This window comes from Parageobacillus thermantarcticus (assembly GCF_900111865.1).
Classification (GTDB): domain Bacteria; phylum Bacillota; class Bacilli; order Bacillales; family Anoxybacillaceae; genus Parageobacillus; species Parageobacillus thermantarcticus.
Genome location: NZ_FOJS01000010.1, coordinates 24,061 through 40,246, shown reverse-complemented (window position 1 = coordinate 40,246; position 16,186 = coordinate 24,061). Strand labels below are relative to the sequence as shown.

Below are 16,186 nucleotides of genomic sequence, written 5' to 3'. Positions count from 1 at the left end.
TTGCCTTTTGGTTTTTGAGACGTGAATATCGTCTCGTTTCAATTCCTCATAGGTAAGATAAAAACCGCGCGCATCAAACCCTAGACGATGAACGAATCGAGTTTCAATTCCTCATAGGTAAGATAAAAACTTTGCATAAATCACATCGTCTCCCATGTTCAAACCAGCAGTTTCAATTCCTCATAGGTAAGATAAAAACGTGTTGGAGAAACACGGATTATCTTGATAGGAGGGTGAGTTTCAATTCCTCATAGGTAAGATAAAAACTTTGCATAAATCACATCGTCTCCCATGTTCAAACCAGCAGTTTCAATTCCTCATAGGTAAGATAAAAACGTGTTGGAGAAACACGGATTATCTTGATAGGAGGGTGAGTTTCAATTCCTCATAGGTAAGATAAAAACCCCAAAAAACGCTGATAAATCAATATTTTTAAAAATGATTAAGTACAGTATAAAACATGTTATAAAATTCTGTCAATAAAACAAATCCATGTTGGCTGTAATAGAGATCAAAAAAAAGAACCTGTCGTCGATCCCCCGGACTTTTTGCACGATTGGAGGTCGACGACAGGTTTCGCCATGGATAGCAATACGATCGCGTTATCGGCCATATTTCCATGTTGATGATCTGGAAACGTGAAAACATGAAAATATATTCATCTTTTTACCTGCAGCAACTTCGGAGATACGGAAACGAGAATCAATATTACAACCGCACATAATAGAAATGAGCCAAGCCAAGCTGGACCGTTGACAGTTAAGGAATAATAGGCTGGGGACATTCCTTTTGGCGCATAACTGCCCCAAAACACAATTCCTGCAATATAATGCCATATATAGCGGGCGAAACTGCCGACAAATATGGCAATGACAATGTACACCATGCCTTTTCCTTTTTGACCGTTTTGGAAACTGTTTTGAATTTGCCGGACGAACAGCCCCGCTAAGCCAACACAAGCAAAGGCAATAAAATATTCGACAATAAATTGGATCATTTGCAAGTAGTAAAAGTCACCTGTGATTACTTGCAATAATCCCCATAAAAATCCTGACAACAATCCCGCTTTCACTCCCCAGCGAAACGCGACCAAAAACACCGGCACCATCGCGAACGAAATCGAAATCCATGGACCGAGTCGAATCGAAGGCAGCAAATCCAAAATAAGGGCAAGCGCAGCTAAAATTGCGGCTTCGATCCATGGCTGAAGCCGTCTAGAACTCATGAAAAATCCCCCCTATGTGCGTGCACAAGAACACGTTCCATCAAAAAGGATCGTCAGCAAGTCACCCTAATTGACCCGCGTTTATAAGGATGGCAACCCTACGTCAACTACCCAACGGCTAAAGCCGTGGGCTTCCGGCGGATGTTCTCGTGAACAGAATCACCCGCAATTGCTGCACTAGATTAATAAACTTGTTTTCTCTCGATGGCAACGCTTCCATTACAGATCCATTTTTGATCATTATAAACTACAATATTAAAAAAATCTATCATTTTCCAATGTTGCGACTCTGTCCTAGCTAACCGCTTATTTTCGCGGTGCTTTTCTTATATCTTCCTGAAGTTTTGGCAATATTGCCTGTTGATCCCCCACCTTCTTGCATCACTCGATCTCCTATTGTAGCTTGAAGATGAAGACCGATTGCAGTTTTGCCAGCCGCTCCGCAAGCAGCAACACGGTTAGATTGGAGACAAGATAATCTTCGTAATCCATCCACCAAAGGGATAGCTTTTCCCCATACCTTTCAGCAAACCGATCTCCATTTTAATTCTTTCTGAAATCAAATTTTCCTGAGTATAAAGACAGACTCCTGACTTCACCGCAAATCAAAAAACTATCGTAGTCAATCTCAAACTATTACTCCACAAAAAGTTTGCTCCATTCGACATGGCATTTGTCGGAATGTTTAATGTATAATGAAGAATATAAAGGAGGTGAACGCATGGTAGAGGCGCTGCTGCAAGAAATTCTCCAAGAGGTAAAACTCACGCGCAACGATATCCAAACGTTAAGCAATCGTGTCGACAAATTGGAAAAGCGGATAACCCGTGTCGAAGAGCGGTTGACTGCCGTCGAAGAGCGGACGGCTGCCGTTGAAGAACGGTTGACCACTGTTGAAGAGCGGATGGTTGCCGTTGAAGAACGGCTGACCACTGTTGAAGAGCGGATGGTTGCCGTTGAAGAACGGTTGATCACCGTTGAAAAGCGGGTGACTGCCGTTGAAGAACGGTTGATCACCGTTGAAAAGCGGGTATCTACCGTTGAAGAACGACTGTCTTCCTTGGAAGAAGACATGGCCAGTGTGAAAGAACGCTTAAAAAACGTAGAAAACTCCATCGTTGTCCTCGATGAAAAAGTCAATGAAACAAAAGCAATCAGCGAAGCTGTCCGCCATGGTCAGGAAGTCCTCATCGCAAAGTATGACTCACTCTCACTTGATGTCCACGAATTGAAAGGAAAAGTCACTCACCTCACTAACGTGCTCGAAAACAAAGTTCTGCCTCTCCTCCATGACCATGAATCCGGCATTCAAGTTCTCAACAACCGCGTTTTTAAAGTCGAAAGCACGTTGCAACGGTTAGTCAGCCCATAAACGTTGTAAGCGGTATGACGCTGCTAGGCGCCATACCGCTTGATTTTACATAAATGTGCGTCAATCTTTAGCTTGATTGGATTGTTGTCATGATAATAACTTGCCGGCGTTAATAATGTAAGAATTTATTTAAAAAACGACTTGATTTCTGCTCTTCTAAAAGCCAAGGAACAATGACTTCAACTGTTGCCAAAGGCATTTCACAAAACGACACGGATTGATCAACAAGCGCAAGACTTTGTTAGCCAACGCTCTAGCGACACCTTCAATCGTATAGAAGAATACTGGAAAATGTTATTAAAAGACAAATAGTATTCTTTACAGAAGAGGGTGTCCTAAAAGCGGATCACTTTTGGGACACCCTCTCAAGATACATATATTAATTACAGAAAAGTTTACTTCACAATCGAAGTGACAGTTTGGCTAGCTTTGATTGCTTGTTTTAGATCATATAGAATATCATCAATTGCTTCTGTACCAACAGATAAACGAATAAGTCCTGGCGTAACGCCAGCAGCTAATTGTTCCTCACTGCTTAATTGCTGATGCGTAGTGCTAGCAGGATGAATAATTAATGATTTGGAATCGCCAATATTGGCTAAGTGAGAGAATAGTTGAACAGAATTAATTAATTTTTTCCCTGCTTCAACGCCGCCTTTTATTTCAAAGGTTACGATGGCACCTTGCCCTTTTGGCAAATACTTTTTCGCTAACTCATAAGAAGGATGGCTTTCTAAACCAGGATAGCTTACGGATTCAACAGCTGCCTCTTTTTCTAAGAACTTCGCTACCTCTAAAGCGTTTTGGCTATGACGTTCTAAACGTAAATGTAAAGTTTCAAGCCCCTGTAAAAATAAAAATGAATTGAATGGCGACAATGCCGCACCAAGATCTCGAAGCAGTTGAACGCGTGCTTTCGTAATGTAGGCAGCTTCCCCGGCAGCTTCTGTATAAATGAGGCCATGATAGCTTGGATCTGGTTCGGTGAATTCTGGGAACTTTCCGCTCTTCTCCCAGTCAAACTTTCCGCTGTCGACAATAATTCCACCGATCGAATTGCCATGCCCTCCGATAAACTTTGTTGCAGAATGTACAACAATATCCGCGCCAAAATCAATTGGACGAAGTAAATACGGGCTAGGAATGGTGTTATCAACAATTAGTGGAATAGAGTGATGATGAGCAATTTCCGCAACGGCTTCAATATCTAATACGTCACATTTTGGATTCCCGATCGCTTCAGCAAACAAAGCTTTTGTTTTGCTTGTAATCGCCCGTTCAAAGTTTTTCGGATCGGTGGAATCCACAAATTTAACGGTAATTCCGAATTTAGGCAGCGTATGAGCAAACAAATTATACGTTCCGCCATAAATGCTTGACGAAGAAACAATTTCATCTCCAGCTGAAGCAATATTGATGATGGAATAAAACACAGCTGCTTGGCCGGATGAAAGCGCAAGCGCCCCGACACCGCCTTCAAGAGCAGCAACCCGTTTTTCAAACACATCGTTCGTTGGATTAATGATTCTCGAATAAATATAGCCTTCTTCTTTTAAGCTAAACAAATCGGCAGCATGTTGGCTATCATTAAATACAAACGAACTCGTTTGATAGATTGGTACTGCCCTCGACAAAGTTGTAGGATCTGGCACTTGCCCTGCGTGCACTGCTAACGTTTCAGGCTGAAGCTTTCTTTCATTTGTCATAATTATTTTTCTCCTTTCGAATTTAATCTTGATAAAAACTTCAAAAAATACTTATCTCCTTGTCATAAGAGAAAAAGATAACTTTCATTGATTAATATGTAAGTTTTTACAGTAAAAAATTTAATTTAACCAATTAAATATATCTGTTTAGTTTTATATACAAAAATTTACTCCTAAAATCTATAAATGTCAATTTTCTTTTCTAAATTTTCTAAAATATAAAATTAAACACATGTTGGAATTTCAAACGAAATTCAAAATAAAAGCTGGCTTGATGTAGCCAGCTTTTACTTGTTTATCGTTTATTGATTTCTTCTACGAGCAACTTATTGACAAGCGGCGGATTTGCTTGTCCTTTTGTCGCTTTCATCACTTGTCCGACTAAGAAGCCAAGCGCGCGGTCTTTTCCGTTTTTATAGTCTTCGACCGATTGCGGATTGGCGTCAAGCACTTCGAGAACGATTTTGCGCAATGTCGCCTCATCGGAAATTTGCACAAGCCCTTTTTCTTTGACGATTTTCTCTGGATCTCCGCCTTTTTCGACGAGTTCTTTAAACACTTTTTTCGCGATTTTCGACGAAATCGTGCCATTTTGAATAAGTTTAATCATGCCTGCCAAGCTTTCTGGCGTCAAGGCGATCTCATGCAGCTCTTTTTGTTCGGCGTTTAAATAGCCGGACACTTCGACCATGAGCCAGTTGGACGCCAATTTTGGATCGGCTCCGTTGGCGACCGTCGCTTCGAAGAAATCGGCCATTTCTTTTGTCAGTGTCAACACTTTCGCGTCATATTCCGGCAAGCCAAGCTCTTCGACGTAGCGTTTTTTGCGCGCGTCTGGAAGTTCTGGAATCGAAGCGCGGACGCGTTCTTTCCATTCATCGTCAATATATAGCATAACAAGGTCTGGTTCCGGGAAGTAGCGGTAGTCTTCCGAACCTTCTTTGACGCGCATGAGCACCGTTGTTTTCGTCGCTTCGTCAAAGCGCCGCGTTTCTTGCCGGATGACGCCACCGGAAAGCAAAATTTTCTCTTGCCGCTTCGCTTCGTATTCTAATCCCATACGCACGAAGTTAAACGAGTTTAAGTTTTTCAGTTCCGTCTTTGTACCAAACTCGGTCGAACCGATCGGGCGAAGGGAAATGTTCGCGTCACAGCGAAGCGAACCTTCTTCCATTTTGCAATCGGAGACGCCCGTATATTGGATGATCGATTTTAATTTTTCTAAATACGCATACGCTTCTTCCGGAGAGCGAATGTCCGGTTCTGATACAATCTCGATTAACGGAGTGCCTTGGCGGTTAAAATCAACAAGTGAGTGGCCGTCGCCAGTATGCATCAGTTTTCCTGCGTCTTCTTCCAAATGAATGCGAGTGATGCCGATTTTTTTCTTTTTGCCGTTCACTTCGATTTCAACCCAGCCGTTTCGGCCGAGCGGCTGATCGTATTGCGAGATTTGGTACGCTTTTGGGTTGTCCGGATAAAAATAGTTTTTTCGGTCAAATTTCGTTTCTGTCGCGATTTCGCAGTTTAGCGCCATCGCCGCTTTCATCGCGAATTCAACCGCTTGTCTGTTCAACACCGGAAGAACTCCCGGATAGCCTAAATCGATCACGTTCGTCTGCGTGTTTGGGGGCGCTCCGAACGCATTTGGGCTACTCGAGAAAATTTTTGATTTTGTCTTTAGCTCGACGTGAACTTCAAGACCGATGACCGTTTCAAAATTCATCATGTTTCCCCCCTTATAGCGCTGGTTTTTGTTTATGGTAGTCTGTCGCTTGCTCGAACGCGTGGGCAACGCGGTAAATCGTGCTCTCATCAAAATGTTTACCGATGATTTGCAAGCCGACCGGCAAGCCGTTCACAAAACCGCACGGCACGGAAATGCCAGGAACGCCGGCAAGGTTGACCGGAATCGTTAAAATGTCGTTTGCGTACATCGTTAACGGATCGTGTGTTTTTTCACCGATTTTAAACGCTGGCGTCGGTGTCGTCGGTCCAACAATGACATCGTATTTTTCAAATACTTTTTCGAAGTCTTGTTTGATTAATGTCCGCACTTTTTGCGCTTTTTTGTAATACGCATCATAATATCCGGCACTTAACGCGAACGTACCAAGCATGATGCGGCGTTTTACTTCGTTGCCGAAGCCTTCGCTGCGCGTTTGTTTATACATATCGATTAAGTTTTTCGCGTTATCCGCACGATAGCCGTAACGCACTCCGTCAAAACGGGCAAGGTTCGCCGACGCTTCCGAAGAAGAAAGCAAATAGTAAGTCGCTAGCGCATACTTCGAGTGCGGAAGCGATACTTCTTCCCATGCCGCTCCTAGTTTTTCCAACACTTTTAATGCATCAAGCACAGATTGGCGAACTTCTTTCGCTACGCCTTCGCCTAAATATTCTTTCGGCACGGCAATTTTTAATCCTTTAATATCGCCGGTAAGCGCCGCAACATAATTTGGCACTTCCACGTTTGCCGATGTCGAATCCATTGGATCTAAACCAGCGATCACCTGCAATAAATAGGCGTTGTCTTCAACAGTACGCGTAATTGGTCCGATTTGATCAAGCGAAGAGGCAAACGCGACAAGCCCGAAGCGCGATACGCGTCCATACGTTGGCTTCAAGCCAACAACGCCGCAGAACGCCGCTGGCTGGCGAATCGAACCCCCTGTATCCGAACCTAAGGCAAACGGCACTTCTCCTGCCGCTACCGCCGCAGCGGAACCGCCGCTCGAGCCACCTGGTACGCGCTCCAAATCCCAAGGGTTGCGAGTGAGTCGAAAACCGGAGTTTTCCGTGGAAGACCCCATCGCAAACTCGTCCATGTTCAATTTTCCAACTGTAATCGTGCCAGCTTCGTTCAAGCGCTCCATGACTGTTGCGTCATAAATCGGGTCAAAGTTGTACAAAATTTTGCTTGCGCATGTCGTGCGAAGTCCTTTCGTGACAATGTTGTCTTTAATGCCGATCGGTATGCCAAAAAGCATCCCAAAATCGTTTTCTTCCTTCGCCAGCTTGTCATCTAACTCTTTCGCTTTCGCGCGCGCGTTTTCTTCATTTAGCGTCAAAAACGCTTGCACTTTGTCTTCCACTTCGCCAATGCGGCGGAACGATTCATCGACTAAATCTGATACCGAAATTTCTTTTTTTTGTAAAAGGGTATGTAATTCGGAAATTTTATGGTCAAATAATGACATTGCTTCCCCCTCCTTACTCTAAAATCGCTGGTACGCGGAATTGCCCGCCTTGGTGGTCCGGAGCGTTTTTCAACACTTCTTCGCGCGGAAGCCCCGGTGTCGGCACATCTTCGCGCATGACGTTTTTCATATCCAAGACGTGCGAGGTTGGCGGAACGTTTTCTGTATCGAGCTCATTTAATTGTTCAGCAAACGTAATAATCGCGTCTAACTGTTTTGTAAACATTTCCGCTTCTTCGTCGGTAATCGCCAAACGCGCCAAATGCGCCACATGTTTGACTTGTTCGATGGAAATTCTCGACATCTTTTTCACCTCCAATGAGTTCGACCTATCACAATACTATGATGATACCAAACTTTCATTGAATGAAGCAACATTTGCCGTATGTTCTGTACAAGATATAAAATTGGCTTTCGTCTATATTATTGATAAAAACGAACATATGTGCTATGATTACTTCAAATAGCTAAATCAGGCGTGAAATGGAGGATTTTTATGAACGAAGCGATTCTCCTGCAAGTGCTTGACAGGCTTGGCAATATCGAAGGCACGCTGCATTATCTTGTCGAAGGGCAAAAACGGTTAGAGGAAGAACAGCTGACTATCCGAAAAGAACAAGAATCTATCCGAAAAGAACAACAAACAATTCGGCAAGAGCAGCAAGCTATCCGGCAAGAACAACAAACAATTCGCCAAGAACAGCAGGCTATCCGGCAAGAACAGCAAACAATTCGCCAAGAACAGCAAGCTATCCGACAAGAACAGCAAACAATTCGTCAAGAACAACAAGCTATCCGACAAGAACAACGAATGTTGCTCCAAGGGCAAAAACGATTAGAAGAAGAACAAACTTATTTGAAATCCGGACTAAAGGAACTGAACGAACTAATGACGGCACTTCTTCACCGCCAAGATGAAACAGATGCCAAACTCGAAGCCCTCGCAACGGACGTACACAGCATCCACGGTGAAATCGCTTCTCTCAAACAAAGCCTTCATGAACTCGAGGAAAAAGTAGATTCCCATTACCAGCAACTGAACGAACGGTTAGACAACATTCAGCTTGATGTCGATTTTGCCGTTCATAAAACGGCGGCGAACGAGCGAGAGCTATATAAAATAAAAAACAGGCTGTTTTAAGATTTTTGTTAAAAAGGTGAAACAAACATGAATGTCACATTTGATCATATCGTTCACTATACGGAAAAACCAGAAGAAGCGAAAACCGCGTTTCAGCTTATTGGATTTCATGCTATAAACGGAGGAAATCATCCTTCTTGGGGGACGTATAACTGTCTAAACCACTTTACCGGACTGCGGTACATTGAATGGATCGGCTTTACGGACTTTGATAAAGCGAAAGCTTCCGACAACGTATTAATCCAACAAATCGTCGCGGACTCCCATAAAGGAGAAGGCTTTTCGCAATTGGCATTCCGCACGGACGATATCGATGCTGCCATCGCCCACATTCAGGCAAAAGGACTAAAGCCGATTGGGCCGTTTTCCGGAAGCCGAAAACGTGAGGATGGCAAAATATTAAGCTGGTCGATGCTGTTTATCGAGGACGAACAAGATAACACATGCCGCTATCCGTTTTTTATCCAATGGAGCGAACCGGAAGAAGTCCGCGCTAACGAAATCGCCCCTCTCATGCAACACAGCATCGGAACCCCGTCCCTTTCATATATTGGGATGAATGCAAGCGACCTTGACAAGTCACTGCAAAAATATCGCCATTTATTCGATATACCCCGCCATGTTATAACGGAAAGTAGCGATGAATTTGGCACCTATTCCGAACTTCCGATCGGAAACATAGCGATCCGCTTGTATGAGGAAAAAAGCCTCACCGCCGTCGACAGCGCGCTCATCAACCGTCCGTTTTTATGTGGAATCACCGGAATGCCGGAAAATAAAATTGTCCATATAAAAAACGCGATCTATCACTTTGTATAACATTTCATTAATCAAAACGGCTTCCATGTTTGACAAAAGCGAATATTACATCACATGAAAGGAAAAATGATAAGCCTCGATATGATTAAGAAAATAATAAGCGGATTCATTGCAACGATGCTAATGACGAGGTACTTCGCGATTTGCTTTACGCTGATGCAGCGGTTTTCTGCTAACAACCAAAGGAAATATACCATATAAGGAATCATCAGCAGCACCGCAGAAATCAACCCCGGGACATAACTGCTATATAAGAAAAACTGGCCGACATGGACTATTCCGTTTACAAGAAGCAAACATGCGCAAAATACAGTGCAATGAAGCGTGATGCGATGGCGTTTCTTATATTCCATCCAGACGACAATGCTGACCGTCAATGTAAGCAAAAGCATGGCAACCGCTAAATTAGGAAGCTCGTACAACCTCACAAAAAACTTCCATGAACGGCCAGCGAACACCTCTTTTGCCCATTCCTCAAGAAAAAGGAGTTTCTCCATATTATGAATGGCAAATACGATTGGAAGGAAACATAAAATTTTGTAAATATTTACTTTGCTGTTTCCTTTTTTTGCGTCATCATTTCCTTTGTGTCTATCGTGTACTATCTCTTTTTCATTCATTTACATATTCCTCCATATTTTTATGCACATCGCGCAGCATGGAAAAACAATATCGCTAAACGAATGAAAAGGAGAACATTATATTTCCTATTACCAATTTCATCTTCAATGTTTTTATGGAAAACTTCTTTAGTTTAGATTGATGTACTTTGGAGAAGATGTTTTCGCACAAACGACAAGCCCGTCATAACAAGCGCTAGGTTTGATAAGACTTAATTGCTTTCCTTCATGCATTGTGTAAGTATGCTTGAAAAGCCAACGGTTTTGGGGCACTTTTCTTTGCTGCGAGATATCTAAAAAGCCAATTTCATGTCCTACTTGCTTGATTCGAAACTCGATGCTGTCTTGATCAGGTTGCTGTACTTCATATACACTGCGATTATTTTCCGCTGCTTGTCCACTATACATAAAGAAGCCAATGGTATAGGAGAATTCCTTGATTTCGGGAGGTAAATAAGAAAATGTCGATAGAAACCCTAGTAATCTCCTAGATTGCTTCATTATATGCCCATTGTGCGCCCATATTATTATCTTTTCATTAGGAAACATCTCTTGTGCCAGCCACAAAATATTTTCAGCCATTGCCTTATTTCGGATTTTTATCGCTTTCATGAAGTGGGAAGAGATCATCTGCATGAGGGACATTCGGTTTTGCAAAATTCTGTTCACAAGCAAAAAAACGTCTTTTCCAAACTTATTTTGTAATTCAAGACTGTTTTCATCCAATAAAAGAAGGAATTCTTGATAAAGCTTCATCAATTCTTTGCATTTTCGCTTACGTTCCTTTTTGGAAATTGACGGATTACGGGAATTTACATATTGGTAAAGCATTTCTTGTTCCAACTCTACTATTTTCTCTCCAAAGGCCTTATCCATATTTGAAAACATTTTTGACAAAAACTTGCCAGTAATATGATCGTTCGAGGTGGGCTGAATATCCAATCCTGTTAGGATGAGAGGTTGATCAGATAATTGTGTTTCCTTCATATAATGAAAGAGCGTCTCTACTTCCACCGTATGCCAGACTTTAAACAACGAATGTTTCATCCATTGCCTTATATCCAGTTGATCTTGTTGATAAAAGCATAAGCTGCAGTCACTGAAGCTGCTTTCGAATGCTAAAACTCGAAACCCCAATTCTTTATGTAAGTACTTAATCATCTTTGTTTTAATCTGGCTATGCTCTGCCACACCGTGGCCATTCTCTCCCAAAAAAACGATCCGTTTATTCTGCAGTAAAGTTTTTAAAAAATTCAAATCGGAATGATCATCGAATTCATGCAATTGTATACTGTACGTGTGATCTTTTAGCCAATCGATTTCAGAAGAAATATTATTTTTACGGTGAAACATGTGTTTATCCCCCTGCTTTCATAATATTCCGCAGCATTACTACCCCAAAGCCTGTAAAACGGTCAGACAAACATTTTAAACATTTTTTCATTTGTCACCGTCCCTCTCGCTTTTTTAACGGAAGACCCGTTACCAAAATCAAACTGTACGCCCATAATAACCAAGAACCAAAATACCGATCGGATTGCACAGGTAAATTCGTAAACACATCTGGAAAGATAACTAACACAACCGTATCAATGAACATGCCGGGAAGCACAATAAACATAGCGGCTTTTAAACGTTCCTCTTTTGTCAAGTCTTTAAGCTTGTATAGCGGATAGGTTAATAAAAAAATAAACGGAACAACAAGCAGATAGGACAGAAGAAGAAGTAAAGCGTTTTCCGGATGGAAGAAAAAATGTCCAAAAAACCGGAAAATGAGGGTTGCTCCTAACCAGACAAGAAAGCCCCAAATAAGAAAATACACGATCAACACTCCCTATACTCAATTATATTTATGATCCCTTGTTCCTTCACCGCCAACATCGTGTCGGAACCCCGCCATTTTTTGACGGAGTATCGACACGAAATGACAGGATATTGTAAATCAAATCACAATAATTGTTGCTCCGCTAAAATAGAGGGGCTTTAAAAAATAAATACCCTCCCTACGTATTGTGGGAAGAATTCAAATTATCTTTCACGTTGTTGAACTTCTTCAAAAAAGAGATGAAGTCTCGATTTTGCCATTTCATGCACTTCATTGCGATCTCTCGGTCCGATCGCGATAATCTGCATTTCTACAATCCCGTCTTTTTCAACCGGACGATAAATGTTTCGTAAACTCATCGCGAAGTCGCACCCGTCACGCCCCAAAAAAATTTATTTTTTGTTTACTCTGACATTGTTTGTAGTTGTTGTTCGGCCAGTTCTCTGTAGAGCGGATGGGTTTGCAGCAATTCGCTGTGTGTTCCAATCCCAGTGACGGTCCCATTCTCTAATACAACGATTTGGTCTGCGTTAACAACGGTCGAAAGCCGATGAGCAATGACAAGTGTTGTTCTTCCTTCCATTAGCCGCTGCAAGGCCTTTTGAACAAGAACTTCCGATGAGCTGTCTAGGTTTGAGGTTGCTTCATCAAGGAGAAGAATTTTTGGATTGCGGATAAGAGCGCGGGCAATGGCGATTCTCTGCCGCTGTCCGCCTGACAATTTGATTCCCCGTTCCCCGACTTCCGTCAAATATCGGTTTGGAAGCCGCTCGATAAATTCCGCTGCATTTGCCAGTTTGGCTGCCCGTTCTATCTCTTCATCGGACACGTCTCTATTTAGCCCATAGCAAATGTTGTCGCGTATCGTTCCTGACATCATTGGGCTTTCTTGGGAGACATAACCGATTTGACTGCGCCACGAATGTAAATGAAAATCTTCAATATTAGTTTCCCCAAACAATATTTCGCCTTCATCGGGAGTGTAAAATCGCTCTAGCAAAGCAAACAATGTCGTTTTTCCACTGCCGCTCGGACCAACGATAGCTGTAGTTTTTCCGGAAGGGATAGTGAGCGTTATTTGTTTGAGGACAGGTTCTCCCTTTTTATAAGAAAAGGAAACATTGCGAAAATGGATGTCTTGCTTATAGTTTGGCACCGCAGGCAAACTGCCGCTTGGTTCTCTCTCTAAGGACAAAATGCGCTGGATTCGCTCTGTTGCGCCCATCGCTTTTTGAAATGAAGTGAAAAATGCAGCCATCTGACTAAACGGAACAACAATTTGAACCATGTAAATAATGATGGCGACAAGAGAGCCGGATGAAAGCGTACCTGAGGCCACACGAACGCCGCCATACCCCATTAAAATGACTAAAACGAGCATCATCACAAATGTCATAAACGGGGAAATGACAGCTTGGATTCTCGCTTCTTTCAGCCCAAATTGAAACAAATGAAAAATCCCTAGTTCCCCGTTTTTTTGCTCCTCTTTTTCCGCGCAATAAGCTTTAACAAGACGAATATCGGATAACACTCTGCCAAGATTCGCTGAAAAACTGGCCATTTCATCTTGGGTGGCTTTTGAAATTTTGTACATTTTTTGCCCAAGCGGCCAGAGAATCAGGATGGAAACTGGGACAGCCGTCACCATCATAAGGGTCATTTTCCAGTCGATAATAAGCAGGATGCTAACAGCCCCTGCAACTGAAATAAATCCGGTCAGAAATGTAACTAAATGTTGAGTGATCAGCATTTTCACCGTGTTGGTATCCTGAATGATCCGGCTCATCGTCTCTCCAGATTGGTGCTTATCAAAAAAAGGGACAGGCAATAATAAAACTTGATTCCAAAGCTTTTTACGAATCGCCGCCACCACATATTCCCCAATATAAGTGAGGAAGTAGTAAGAAAAGCCGGAAGTGATCGTTTGCGCAATAAATGAAGCAGCAAGTAAAATAATGATGGATGGTTCTATCGCAGATGCAGCAATCTGGTCAACAAGAGATTTCGTAAACCATGGTACAATGAGCCCAACCCCTGTCTCAATCAAACTAAGAATAATAGCAGTAACAAAAATCCATTTTGGCGGATTCGTGCTCTTGATTAACTCCCAGAAAGGCTTCCAATTGTCTAAAGGCATGCTATGATTCTTCTTCACGCAAATCTACTCCTTCTTTCTCTAGAAATATTTCCACCGCTTTTGCCACCCATTCCTCTTCTTCTTTGAAAAGCAAGCGATTCTTTTAAATCCCATTTCTCTTCTTGCATAAAACGTTTAATTTCTTCAAGGGAAAAGCCAAGAAACTTCAAGGCCACAATCTTTTGTAATGTAATGATCTCATCTTCGCTATAAAATCGGCGTCCAGAACTCGATACATGCGACGGCTTCAAAATCCCTATTTCGTCATAATAGTGAAGCGTCCGTATTGTTTGGCCCGTTTTTTTCGCAAACTCGCCGATTGAATATACCTTTTTCATTGTTCTCACCCCCTTCTGGCACTATCATAAAACTTCACGTAACGTTAGAATCAATAAAAATGTGGAAGCGGTTATCATTTTTTTATAACAAATCCCCGCAACATTTTATCGCTCCCCCAATATTTATGATAATCAACCGGAAAATCCAAGAAAACTTGCCAACAAAAAACCCTCCCTGCCAGCACAGAGAGGGTTTTCCATTTAAAACATTTCCGATACCGTTTTCGCTTGCATATGCAAAATTAAGTAGTCAGGGCCGCCCGCCTTCGAATCGGTGCCGGACATGTTGAAGCCGCCGAACGGCTGATAGCCGACGATCGCGCCTGTGCAGCCGCGGTTGAAGTAAAGGTTTCCGACATGGAATTCTTCCCGCGCTTTTTCGAGGTTGGCGCGGTTGCGGGAGATGACGGCGCCGGTTAAGCCGTATTCCGTGTTGTTGGCGATTTCCAGCGCATGATCGAAATCCTTTGCTTTCGCAAACGCCAAAACTGGACCGAAAATTTCTTCCTGCATGATGCGCGCGTTTGCATCAACATCGGCAAACACCGTCGGTTGAATGAAGAAGCCTTTCGAATCGTCTCCTGCGCCGCCGGTCATGAGACGACCTTCTTGTTTGCCGATTTCGATATACTCCATAATTTTGTTATACGCTGATTGGTCGATGACTGGCCCCATAAACGTGCTTTGTTCCGCTGGATCGCCAACTTTTAATTGCTTTGTCAGTTCGACGACGCGGTTTAATACTTGGTCGTACACATCTTCTAGCACAATCGCGCGCGAGCAAGCCGAACATTTTTGCCCAGAGAAGCCGAATGCGGACGCGACGATCGATTGCGCGGCTAATTCTAAATCGGCTTCTTTGTCGACGACAATCGCGTCTTTTCCTCCCATCTCGGCGATGACACGTTTGAGCCAAATTTGCCCAGGATGCACTTTTGCCGCGCGCTCATAAATGCGGATGCCGACATCGCGCGAACCAGTAAAGCTGATAAAGCGGGTGCGCGGATGGTCAACGAGGTAGTCTCCCACTTCCGAACCGCTTCCCGGGATGTAGTTTAATACTCCAGCCGGAAGTCCTGCTTCTTCCAATACTTCCGCGAATTTATATGCAACCACTGGTGTAGCGCTTGCTGGCTTTAGCAGCACCGTATTGCCGGTAACAAGCGATGCGACCGTTGTTCCTGCCATGATCGCAAACGGGAAGTTCCATGGCGAAATGACGACGCCGACGCCGAGCGGAATATAGAAGAACCGGTTCGTTTCACCCGGTCTGCTTTCAACCGGAATGCCGTCTTTTAATTTCAGCATTTGCCGCGCGTAATATTCCATAAAATCAATCGCTTCCGCCGTATCCGCATCCGCTTCTTTCCACGGCTTTCCTGCTTCTTTTACCATCCATGCGGAAAATTCATGTTTGCGGCGGCGCACAATCGCAGCGGCGCGCAACAAAATATCGGCGCGCGCCTCTGGTCTTGTTTTGCTCCACCATCGAAACGCTTCGTCGGCAACTTTCATCGCCTTTTCCGCAATGTCTTTATTCGCTTTCGACACGCGGCCGATGACTTCCGTTTTGTTTGCCGGGTTAATCGAGACGATTTTTTCTTCCGTCGAAACCCTTTCGCCGCCGATTGTTAAAGGGTAGTCTTTACCAAACTCTGCTTCCACTTTTTTTAACGCATCTTCAAACGCTTTTTTATTCGCTTCTACGGTAAAGTCCGTCAGCGGTTCATGTTTATAGGGTGGCACCATCAGTGATCTTCCCTTCTTCATCAAATTACAGAAAAAGCGTTTACATTCTATACC

The 16,186-nt window shown here is 43.1% G+C and carries 15 protein-coding genes and 1 CRISPR repeat array (1 of these 16 cut by a window edge); of the genes, 3 read left to right on the top strand and 12 right to left on the bottom strand.

Annotation, left to right across the window (positions count from 1 at the left end; genetic code table 11):
* Positions 1-404: a CRISPR direct-repeat array (repeat unit 30 nt; unit sequence GTTTCAATTCCTCATAGGTAAGATAAAAAC); it reaches 904 nt to the left of the window's first position.
* A gap of 254 nt (positions 405-658) precedes the next feature.
* A complete protein-coding gene (gene thiT / locus BM278_RS07450; RefSeq protein ID WP_090948729.1) occupies positions 659-1,225 on the bottom strand; it encodes an energy-coupled thiamine transporter ThiT in 567 nt (188 codons plus the stop codon).
* 721 nt (positions 1,226-1,946) lie between these two features.
* Between thiT and BM278_RS07445 the strand changes: the two genes are divergently transcribed.
* Positions 1,947-2,597, top strand: a complete 651-nt coding sequence (locus BM278_RS07445) for a hypothetical protein (RefSeq protein WP_244151116.1) — start codon at positions 1,947-1,949, stop codon at positions 2,595-2,597.
* A 395-nt stretch (positions 2,598-2,992) separates the two neighbouring features.
* Here BM278_RS07445 and BM278_RS07440 read toward each other — a convergent pair whose 3' ends face one another.
* The 4 genes from BM278_RS07440 to gatC form a co-directional block, all read right to left on the bottom strand.
* The gene (locus BM278_RS07440; RefSeq protein ID WP_090948728.1) at positions 2,993-4,303 is read right to left on the bottom strand and encodes a homocysteine synthase; all 1,311 of its coding nucleotides are present in this window, start codon (positions 4,301-4,303) and stop codon (positions 2,993-2,995) included.
* Between the two features lie 295 nt (positions 4,304-4,598).
* A complete protein-coding gene (gatB, locus tag BM278_RS07435; protein ID WP_090948727.1) occupies positions 4,599-6,029 on the bottom strand; it encodes an Asp-tRNA(Asn)/Glu-tRNA(Gln) amidotransferase subunit GatB in 1,431 nt (476 codons plus the stop codon).
* 13 nt (positions 6,030-6,042) lie between these two features.
* A complete protein-coding gene (gatA, locus tag BM278_RS07430) occupies positions 6,043-7,503 on the bottom strand; it encodes an Asp-tRNA(Asn)/Glu-tRNA(Gln) amidotransferase subunit GatA (RefSeq protein WP_090948726.1) in 1,461 nt (486 codons plus the stop codon).
* A 13-nt stretch (positions 7,504-7,516) separates the two neighbouring features.
* A complete protein-coding gene (gatC, locus tag BM278_RS07425) occupies positions 7,517-7,807 on the bottom strand; it encodes an Asp-tRNA(Asn)/Glu-tRNA(Gln) amidotransferase subunit GatC (RefSeq protein ID WP_090948725.1) in 291 nt (96 codons plus the stop codon).
* A 192-nt stretch (positions 7,808-7,999) separates the two neighbouring features.
* Between gatC and BM278_RS07420 the strand changes: the two genes are divergently transcribed.
* Positions 8,000-8,644 carry a hypothetical protein gene (locus BM278_RS07420; protein WP_090948724.1) on the top strand — a complete coding sequence of 215 codons (645 nt, stop codon included), beginning with the start codon at positions 8,000-8,002 and terminating at the stop codon, positions 8,642-8,644.
* Between the two features lie 27 nt (positions 8,645-8,671).
* A complete protein-coding gene (locus tag BM278_RS07415; RefSeq protein WP_090948723.1) occupies positions 8,672-9,463 on the top strand; it encodes a VOC family protein in 792 nt (263 codons plus the stop codon).
* A gap of 50 nt (positions 9,464-9,513) precedes the next feature.
* On the opposite strand, the gene BM278_RS07410 is transcribed toward BM278_RS07415, so the two are convergent.
* The 7 genes from BM278_RS07410 to pruA form a co-directional block, all read right to left on the bottom strand.
* A complete protein-coding gene (locus BM278_RS07410) occupies positions 9,514-10,083 on the bottom strand; it encodes an HXXEE domain-containing protein (protein WP_090948722.1) in 570 nt (189 codons plus the stop codon).
* Between the two features lie 129 nt (positions 10,084-10,212).
* The gene (locus BM278_RS07405; RefSeq protein ID WP_090948721.1) at positions 10,213-11,436 is read right to left on the bottom strand and encodes an erythromycin esterase family protein; all 1,224 of its coding nucleotides are present in this window, start codon (positions 11,434-11,436) and stop codon (positions 10,213-10,215) included.
* A gap of 94 nt (positions 11,437-11,530) precedes the next feature.
* A complete protein-coding gene (locus BM278_RS07400) occupies positions 11,531-11,905 on the bottom strand; it encodes a DUF5367 family protein (RefSeq protein ID WP_090948720.1) in 375 nt (124 codons plus the stop codon).
* Positions 11,906-12,111: 206 nt separating this feature from the next.
* Positions 12,112-12,267 (bottom strand): hypothetical protein, encoded by a 156-nt coding sequence (locus tag BM278_RS18715; protein ID WP_167359595.1) that lies wholly within the window; start codon positions 12,265-12,267, stop codon positions 12,112-12,114.
* A 44-nt stretch (positions 12,268-12,311) separates the two neighbouring features.
* Positions 12,312-14,063: an ABC transporter ATP-binding protein gene (locus tag BM278_RS07395; RefSeq protein ID WP_090948719.1), complete on the bottom strand. Its 1,752-nt coding sequence runs from the start codon at positions 14,061-14,063 to the stop codon at positions 12,312-12,314.
* Complete coding sequence (locus tag BM278_RS07390; protein ID WP_244151115.1) at positions 14,060-14,383, bottom strand: MerR family transcriptional regulator; 324 nt, start codon at positions 14,381-14,383, stop codon at positions 14,060-14,062. Before BM278_RS07390 ends, BM278_RS07395 begins: the two co-directional genes overlap by 4 nt.
* A 201-nt stretch (positions 14,384-14,584) precedes the next feature.
* Complete coding sequence (gene pruA / locus BM278_RS07385; protein WP_090948718.1) at positions 14,585-16,132, bottom strand: L-glutamate gamma-semialdehyde dehydrogenase; 1,548 nt, start codon at positions 16,130-16,132, stop codon at positions 14,585-14,587.
* Positions 16,133-16,186 lie beyond the last annotated feature (54 nt).